The sequence below is a fragment of the Phenylobacterium sp. genome, assembly GCF_030645195.1.
GTDB lineage: Bacteria > Pseudomonadota > Alphaproteobacteria > Caulobacterales > Caulobacteraceae > Phenylobacterium.
In genome coordinates, this window is the sequence record NZ_JAUSLW010000011.1 from 1 (window position 1) to 7,535 (window position 7,535).

6 protein-coding genes are annotated in these 7,535 nt (G+C 70.1%); 4 read left to right on the forward strand and 2 right to left on the reverse strand.

The features are described 5' to 3' along the window. The first annotated feature begins 10 nt into the window (after positions 1 to 10). Together Q7T09_RS00850 and Q7T09_RS00855 are read left to right on the forward strand one after the other, a co-directional pair. Entirely contained in the window at positions 11 to 2,194 is a 2,184-nt protein-coding gene (locus tag Q7T09_RS00850) for a S9 family peptidase (RefSeq protein WP_304697078.1), read from the forward strand. 4 nt (positions 2,195 to 2,198) lie between these two features. Further along, positions 2,199 to 2,696 carry an NUDIX domain-containing protein gene (locus Q7T09_RS00855; protein WP_304697073.1) on the forward strand — a complete coding sequence of 166 codons (498 nt, stop codon included), beginning with the start codon at positions 2,199 to 2,201 and terminating at the stop codon, positions 2,694 to 2,696. Positions 2,697 to 2,700: 4 nt separating this feature from the next. Here Q7T09_RS00855 and Q7T09_RS00860 read toward each other — a convergent pair whose 3' ends face one another. Next, positions 2,701 to 3,519: a thioesterase family protein gene (locus tag Q7T09_RS00860; RefSeq protein WP_304697074.1), complete on the reverse strand. Its 819-nt coding sequence runs from the start codon at positions 3,517 to 3,519 to the stop codon at positions 2,701 to 2,703. A gap of 98 nt (positions 3,520 to 3,617) precedes the next feature. On the opposite strand from Q7T09_RS00860, the gene Q7T09_RS00865 reads away from it, so the two are divergent. Further along, entirely contained in the window at positions 3,618 to 5,852 is a 2,235-nt protein-coding gene (locus Q7T09_RS00865; RefSeq protein WP_304697075.1) for a transferrin receptor-like dimerization domain-containing protein, read from the forward strand. On the opposite strand, the gene Q7T09_RS00870 is transcribed toward Q7T09_RS00865, so the two are convergent. Next, positions 5,849 to 6,484, reverse strand: a complete 636-nt coding sequence (locus Q7T09_RS00870; RefSeq protein ID WP_304697076.1) for a glutathione S-transferase family protein — start codon at positions 6,482 to 6,484, stop codon at positions 5,849 to 5,851. The genes Q7T09_RS00865 and Q7T09_RS00870 overlap by 4 nt on opposite strands. 114 nt (positions 6,485 to 6,598) lie before the next feature. On the opposite strand from Q7T09_RS00870, the gene Q7T09_RS00875 reads away from it, so the two are divergent. Next, the gene (locus Q7T09_RS00875) at positions 6,599 to 7,405 is read left to right on the forward strand and encodes a pseudouridine synthase (RefSeq protein WP_304697077.1); all 807 of its coding nucleotides are present in this window, start codon (positions 6,599 to 6,601) and stop codon (positions 7,403 to 7,405) included. Positions 7,406 to 7,535: the final 130 nt, after the last annotated feature.

Genomic DNA, 7,535 nt, shown 5'->3' on the forward strand with positions numbered 1-7,535 from the left:
GGCGGGTTTAATGGTCGGTGCGGCGCGCGCGGAGAAACTGACGCCTGAGCGGGTCTATGCGGCGCCGGACCTGACGGGGCCTCGGGCGCGGGGCGTGACCCTGTCGCCGGACGGCAAGCTGGTCACCTATCTGAAGGCCAAGGCCGACGACGCCCGGATGACCGACCTCTGGGCCGCCGACGTGGCCGGCGGCGAGCCGCGCCTGCTGCTGGACGCGCGCGACCTGATTCCCAAGGACCGCGAACTCTCCGAGGCCGAGAAGAGCCGCCGCGAGCGCCAGGGCGTCCAGACCCGGGGCGTGGTGGCCTATGATTGGGACGAGGAGGGCCGCTTCATCCTGGTTCCGGTGGAGGGCGATCTCTGGCTCTACACGGTGGCGGGCGGCGAGGTCCGCCGCCTGACCCATTCCGCCGCCGACGAGATCGACGCCAAGGTCTCGCCGAAAGGGGGCTTCGTCTCCTTCGTCCGCGACGACAACCTGTTCGTCCTTCCCTCGCAGGGCGGCGCGGAACGCGCCCTGACCACCGACGGGAGCGAACTCAGATCCTGGGGCACGGCCGACTACATCGCCCAGGAGGAGATGGACCGCCAGACCGGCTACTGGTGGAGCCCCGACGAGAGCCGCATCGCGCTGACCCATGTCGACCAGACCGGGGTGGATATCGTCGAGCGCCTGGATATCGGGGCGACCGGCGCGGAGATCGTCAAGCAGCGCTATCCCCGGGTGGGCCGACCCAACGCGGTGGTGGAGCTCCATGTCGCTGACGTCGCCACGGCCAAGCGGGTGAAGATCGACCTGGGCGCGGACCTCGACATCTACCTGGCCCGGGTCGACTGGGCCAAGGACGGCAAGACCCTCTATGTCCAGCGCCAGAGCCGCGACCAGCGCCGCCTGGACCTGCTGGCCGCCGATCCGGCCACCGGCGAGACGCGCATCCTGCTCACCGAGACCAGCCCCCACTGGGTGGAGCTGACCTATGACTTCAAGCCGCTGAAGGACGGCGGCTTCCTCTGGTCGTCGGAGCAGAGCGGCTGGCGCCATCTCTACCTGCACCGCGCCGACGGCAAGCGGGTGCGCCAGCTCACTTCGGGCGCCTGGCCGGTGGACGCGGTGGCCGGCGTCGACGAGGGGCGCGGGGTGGTGACCTTCACGGCCTTCAAGGACACGCCCGTCGAGCGGCGGCTGTACGAGGTGTCGCTCGAGGCTCCCGGCGAGCCCCACCCGCTCACCGCCGCCGGCGGCTGGTGGACGGTGAAGATGGCCAGGGCCGGGGGCGCCTTCGTCGGCGCCTATGAGGATCCCGCCACCCCGCCGCGCACCGGACTCTACCGGGCCGACGGGACCCTGGTCCGCTGGATCGAGGAGAACCGTCTGGCCGAGGGCCATCCCTACGCGCCCTACGCCCCGCGCCTGCGGGTTCCCACCTATGGGACGGTCAAGGCCGCCGACGGCCAGGACCTCTGGTGGTCCCTGCGCACCCCGCCGGGCTTCGACCCGGCCAAGCGCTATCCGGTGATCGTCCAGGTCTATGGCGGGCCCGGCAGCGCCATGGTGCGCAAGATCTGGCAGAACCCCGCCGACCAACTCTACCTGGAGGCCGGCTACATCCTGTTCTCCATCGACAACCGCGGCACGCCCAATCGCTCCGTGGCCTTCAAGACCGCCATCGACCGGCGGCTGGGCAAGCTGGAGGTGGACGACCAGATGGCCGGCGTCGCCTATCTGACGTCGCTGCCCTATGTGGACCCCGCCCGGATCGGCGTCACCGGCTGGTCCTATGGCGGCTATATGAGCCTGCTGCTGATGACGGCGGAGAACAGCCCCTACGCGGCCACGGTGGCCGGCGCGCCGCCGACCGAGTGGACGCTCTACGACACCCATTACACCGAGCGCTACATGGGCACGCCGAAGACCGATCCGGCCAGCTATGCCGACTCCGATGTCCTGAACCGCGTCGGGCGGCTGAAGTCGGGGAGCCTGATGCTGATGCACGGCATGGCCGACGACAACGTCACCTTCGACAACTCCACCCGGCTGATGGCGGCCCTCCAGGCCCAGGGGACCACCTTCGAGACCATGATGTATCCCGGCCTGCGCCACCGCGCCGGCTGGACCCAGACCCACCTGCTGCACCGGACGCGGACGACGCTGGACTTCTTCGCGCGGAAGCTGAGGCCCGAGGCGGCGGAGTAGGGGCATGAGACCGGCGGCGGATGGAGAGGCGTTTCCCGTCCGTACGAACGGCGGCGATTGGTTGTCAGCCTGGCATCCGCCGGGGGTGGCGCCGGACGGCGTGCCTCATGGCGCGTGCGGCTTCTGCGTGGCGAAGGATGGCGGGGTCATCCTGATAAGCAACGATGGCGTGCGCTGGGACTGGCCAGGCGGACGTCCTGAGCTTGGCGAAACCTGGGAGGAGACCTTCAGACGGGAAATGCTCGAGGAGACCTGCGCAGTCGTCGGCGACGCGAGGCTCTTGGGCTTTTGTCGTTCGGCCTGCTTGTCGGGCCCGGAGGCGGGGCTGGTGCTCGTGCGATCAGTCTGGCGCGGGGAGGTCGATGTTCTACCCTGGGAGCCGCGCTTCGAGATCGCCCACCGGCGGATCGTATCGGCCGACACTGTCCTCTCCGTCATGGCGATCGAGCCCGGTTGGGAGCCCGTGTTCCACCGGGCCGCGTTGGAGGCGGGCCTGCTCTGAGAGCCTACTCCGGCGAACGTCTCTGCACCGGGCGGTACCAGGCCAGTTGCTCGCTGGTGGCCAGGAGCTTGCCGTCGCGGCTCCAGTAGCTGGAGCGTTCGTCCGAGGCGCCGCCGCCGCCGACCCGGCCCTCGCACTCGATCAGGATGAAGTCGTCGCCGATCTGGGCGAGCTCCTCGGCGCTGGCGTGGAGGTAGACGGTGAGGGACAGGGTGGTGGTGCTGATGGTGCGGCCCAGCGCGTACATGGCCCGCGGCGCGGAGTTGTCGGTGACCATGCCCAGCAGGGCCTTGTCCCACGGCGCGCGGCGCGAGCGGACCCAGGCCAGCGAGCGGGAATCGCCGCTGACCTGCGGTGGGAAGATGTCCTGGCCCCGGCGCTCGAAGGCCATGGCCCCGTAGTGCAGGGGGGCGTGGGTGTTCTCGGGGGCCGGCAGGCTTTCCGGGTCCGGCGCCTCGGGCATGGTGGCGAAGGCGAAGGGCGGGGTTTCCGGCCGCCGGGCCATTGTGACCATGCCGTGGACGCCGACCTGATCCGAGCCCGCCGCCAGCAGCTCGACCTCCCAGACCCCGATCGACCCGCCCTGGCGCAGGCGCCGCGTGCGGATGTCCACCCGGCCCGAGGGCAGGGCGGCGGCATAGGTGAGGGTCAGCGACAGGGCCTCGCCCACCGCCTCCGGCTCGGCCTCCAGCACGCGGATGAACAGGCCGATGGCGTAGCCGCCCCAGAGCCCGCCGCCGGGGTTCTGCCATTCCGGCCCGGCGAAGGTGGTCCAGCGGCCGGCGGAGACAGGGGTGAGCGAGATGGAGTCGGACTGGGTCATGCGAGGTCTCTAACCCGCCGCCCCAACGTCATGGAAGACGCCTTGCGGCCGCTCCCGGGAGGTGGCTAGCTGAGCCATTCACCTGGGGCTTCATTTTCATGCGTCGCACGCTCACCGCCATCGCCGCCCTGCTGGTCTTCGCCGCCGCAGGGCCGGCCCTGGCGCAGTCCTCGGACCTGGAGACCCGCTTCGACGCCCAGATCTCGCCGGCCGAGATGAGCGCCTGGATGAAGGACCTGGCCTCCCAGCCCAACCATGTCGGCTCGGCCCACGACAAGGCCAACGCCGAGGCCCTGCTGGCCAAGTACAGATCCTGGGGCTGGGACGCCAGGATCGAGACCTTCTCGGTGCTCTATCCGACCCCCATCACCGTGGGCCTGGAGCTGATCTCACCCACACCCTTCAAGGCGACGCTCACCGAGGCGCCGATCCCCGGCGACGAGAGCTCCAGCCGCACCGCCGACCAGCTGCCGGCCTATGTGGCCTTCCAGGGGGACGGGGACGTCACCGCGCCCCTGGTCTACGTCAATTACGGCATGCCCGCCGACTACGACGCCCTGGAGCGCATGGGGGTCTCGGTGAAGGGCAAGATCGTCATCGCCCGCTATGGCGCCGGCTGGCGGGGCCTGAAGCCCAAGCTGGCCCAGGACCATGGGGCGGTCGGGACCATCATCTATTCCGACCCGCGCGACGACGGCTATTCCACCGACGACGTCTATCCGAAGGGGGCGGCCCGGCCGGCGGGCGGCTTCCAGCGCGGCTCGGTGGCCCAGATGCCGCTCTATCCCGGCGATCCCCTGACGCCAGGGGTCGGCGCCACGGAGAAGGCCAAGCGGCTGAAGCGCGAAAATGCGCCGTCCCTGCTGAAGATTCCGGTCCTGCCGATCTCCTATGGCGACGCCCAGCACTTCCTGGCGGCCCTCGACGGCAATGTGGTTCCCAGCGCCTGGCGCGGCGGCTTGCCCATCACCTACCACGTGGGCGGGGCGGCCAAGGCCCACATCGTGGTCAAGTCCGACTGGAGCCAGAAGCCGATCTACAACGTGGTGGCCACGATGAAGGGCTCCACCTGGCCCGATCAGTGGGTCCTGCGCGGCAACCACCACGACGGCTGGGTGTTCGGCGCCTCCGACCCCCTAAGCGGCAATGTCGCCATGCTGGCCGAGGCCAAGGCCATCGGCGGCCTCGTGGCCCAGGGCTGGAAGCCCAAGCGGACGCTCGTCTATCTCAGCTGGGACGCCGAGGAGCCCCTGCTGCTGGGCTCCACCGAATGGGTCGAGACCCATGCCGACGAGTTGAAGGCCAAGGGCCTCATCTACATCAACAGCGACAGCAACGGTCGGGGCTTCCTGGACGTCGGCGGCAGCCATGCGTTCGAGCACCTGGTGACCCAGGTGGCCGACGACGTCACCGATCCGCAGACCGGCGTCAGCGTCGCCAAGCGCCTGCGGGCCGCCCTGCAGGTGGGGGCGAGCCAGACCGGCGCCAGCGAGACCCTGAAGGCCCAGGCCAAGGTCGCCGCCGATCCCGCCAAGGATCTGCCCATCGACGCCCTGGGGTCGGGCTCGGACTATTCGGCCTTCCTGCAGCATGTGGGCCTGGCCTCGTTGAACATCGGCTATGGCGGCGAGGGCTCCAGCGGCGGGGTCTACCACTCGGCCTACGACACCTGGGAGCATCACAGCCGCTTCGTCGATCCGGGCTTCGCCTATGCCGGGGCGCTGGCCAAGACCGGCGGCCGCCTGGTCCTGCGCCTGGCCGACGCCGACCTGCCGCTGCAGCGCTATTCCAACTTCGCCGACACGGTGGCGACCTATCTCGACCAGGTGAAGAAGCTGGCCGACGCCAAGCGGGAGACGGCGGACACCCAGGCGAAACTTATCGCCGCCGGCGCGTACAGGCTGGCCGACGATCCCAAGGAGACCCGCGGCGACCCCACCCCGCTGAAGGCCGTGCCGCACTTCAACTTCGCGCCCCTGGAGGACGCGGTCGACCACCTCAAGCGCAGCGCCAAGGCCTATGACGCAGCGCTCGCCGCCAAGGGCGCGGCCCTGTCGCCGGACGCCAAGGCGCGCCTCTCCAAGCTGACCCAGGGGATCGAGCAGACCCTGACCCCGGAGGTCGGCCTGCCCGGCCGGCCCTGGTACAAGAACCTGGTCTATGCGCCCGGGACCTTCACCGGCTACGGCGCCAAGACCCTGCCGGGCGTCCGCGAGGCCATCGAGGAGGAACGCTGGGCCGACGCCGACCAGTACTCGGCCCTCACCGCCCAGGCCCTGAACGACTACGCCACGGAACTCGACAAGGCCCTGAAGCTGATCAACGGGGGCTAGCCGAAGCGCAGGGTCAGGGGGTTGGTCGCCTCGAAGGTCGGGCACGCCCGCATAAGCTCCAGCCAGGCCGCGGCGCCGGGGGCGTGGCCGAGGGCCTCTTGGCCCTCCGGCGTGGTGGAGACCAGGTGCAGGTGGGGCGCCAGGAAGAGGTCGGCCAGGGTCAGCTGATCCCCGGCCAGGAAGGGCTGCTTTCCGACGGCGGCGTCGATCAGGCCGAACTGGTGGGCCAGGGGCTCGCGCATCGCCGCCAGGGCCGCGTCGTTGGGCGGGTCGCCCCGCCAGAAGGCGGCGGCGCGCTCCTTGATCAGGCCGTTCATCAGCGGAAAAACGTAGCTGGAGACGATGCTGATCCAGCGCAGCATGTCGGTCTGGCGCTTCGCGTCGGCGGGCTGCAGGGCGGGTCCCTCGAAGGCGCGGTCGATATAGTGGGCGATCGCCAGGGTCTCGTAGACGTACAGGTCGCCGTGCTGCAGCACCGGCATCTTGCCGAAGGGGTGCAGTTTCACGCGCTCCGGCGTGCCGGCGTCGGGAATGGGAACGATCTCGCAGTCGACGCCCTTCTCGGCCGCCGTCAGCGCGGCGGCCCAGCCATAGGGGCTCATGGCGATGGAGTGCAGGACCAGGGTGCTCATGGGCGTGACCCTGGCCATCGCGGGCGCGCGCCGCGTTGACCTGCGTCAACCGCCCGATTGTCGTCGCCGCCTGGGCCGCCTAAGTGTTCGCGGGCACGCCGACCGCAGGAACCCATGGCCTGGACCAAGACCTATGACGAAGCCGAGCCGCAGCGGGTCAACCGCTGGCTGGCCCAGAGCGGGGTGTGTTCGCGGCGCGAGGCCGAGGGGCTGATCGCCCAGGGCCTGGTGACCATCGACGGACAGACGGTCGAGGACGCCGGGCGCAAGATCGAGCCCGGTCAGACCCTGGTGCTGTCCGACGGCGCCCAGGCCAAGCTGGAATCCACCCTGACGGTGGTGATCCACAAGCCGGTGGGGATCGTCTCGGCCCATCCGGAGCCCGGCCAGATCCCGGCGGTGCGGATGCTGACGGCCGGCGCCCTCTATGGCGAGAGCCCGATCATTCCGGGGCCCGAGAACCGGCTGGCCCCCGTCGGCCGCCTGGACATGGACTCGCGCGGCCTGCTGATCCTCTCGGAGGACGGAGTGGTGGCCAAGGCCGTGATCGGACCGGAGTCGGACCTGGAGAAGGAGTACCGGGTCAAGGTGACCGGGCAGATCACCGACAAGAAGATCGCCATGCTGCGCCACGGCCTGCAGCTGGACCGGCGGCAGCTGCGCCACGCCAAGGTCACCCTGATCGGCGACCAGCTGCTGCGCTTCGTCCTGAAGGAGGGGCGGAACCGGCAGATCCGGCGGATGTGCGACCTGGTGGACCTGCACGTGGTCGACCTGCTGCGCGTGCGGATCGGCTCCCTGAAGCTGGGGGACCTGCCCGAGGGCCGCTGGCGGGTGATCACCCCCCAGGAGCGGGCCGAGCTGATCAACCCGCCGGCCCATCCGGAGCGGTTGAAGGTGGGGAAGCCGCGCGCCTCATGATCCTTCTCCCCTTGCGGGAGAAGGTGGCCCTGCGGAGCAGGGTCGATGGGCCTCAAATCTCCGACGTCATCCCGGCCGTAGCGAAGCGGAGAGCCGGGACCCAGGAGCCCAGCCCAGTCACCTGGGTCCC